This is a genomic window from Lactobacillus kimbladii, assembly GCF_000970755.1.
In the GTDB taxonomy this organism is placed as follows: domain Bacteria; phylum Bacillota; class Bacilli; order Lactobacillales; family Lactobacillaceae; genus Lactobacillus; species Lactobacillus kimbladii.
In genome coordinates, this window is record NZ_KQ034015.1 from 1 (window position 1) to 689 (window position 689).

The following is a 689-nucleotide window of genomic DNA, read 5'->3' on the forward strand; positions in this document are numbered from 1 at the left end:
TCCATTTTTCCATGGCCTCCTGCAGCGCCTTCTTAGTAGGATAGGTATAGGTGTAGTAGTCTAGCTCAACCTTCATGATGTGAAAGAGACTCTCGCAGGCCGCATTGTCGCGGCAGGTCGCCCGTCGCGACATGCTTTGAAAAACGTGGTGCTGTTTTAGGGTCTGACAATATGCTTTGGACTGGTATTGAATGCCCTGATCGCTGTGAATCGTCATGCGGTAAGGCAGTTTGGGCCGGATCGCCAAAACCTGCTTGAGTCCATCTAGAACATATTTGGTCTGCGGCCGCTGACTGATGGTGTAGCTGATGATTTCACCGCTGTAAAGATCTTTAAAGGGCGAGAAATATAACCGTTGGCTCATGCTCTTATTGCCATAGCGAAACTCGCTGATATCGGTGACTACCTTTTGGTAGGGCCGATCGGTCTTAAACTTCTGGTGGAAGCGGTTCTTCGCCTTCTTGCCTTGCGGACCTTTTGATGAATCATACTTGCCTGCACGCAAGTTGTATTTGCGGGCCAGCAGCTTGTGCTCCTTCATCAGGCGGTAAATGCGTTTATGGTTCACCTGCAAGCCGTACTTGATTTTTAGCGTGTCAGTCATGGGCAGGTAGCCGAAGCTGGGATTATGCCTTTTAACCACTTTAATCAGCGACAGTAAAGCCAGATCGCTGTATTTTTTCCGCCTG

Annotated in this window: 1 protein-coding gene; it reads right to left on the reverse strand. The window is 49.2% G+C overall.

Going from position 1 to position 689, the window contains the following annotated elements; translation table 11 throughout:
• Positions 1-689 (reverse strand): IS3 family transposase (locus JF75_RS09970; protein WP_046333024.1); only part of this gene is annotated, 689 nt, incomplete at both ends.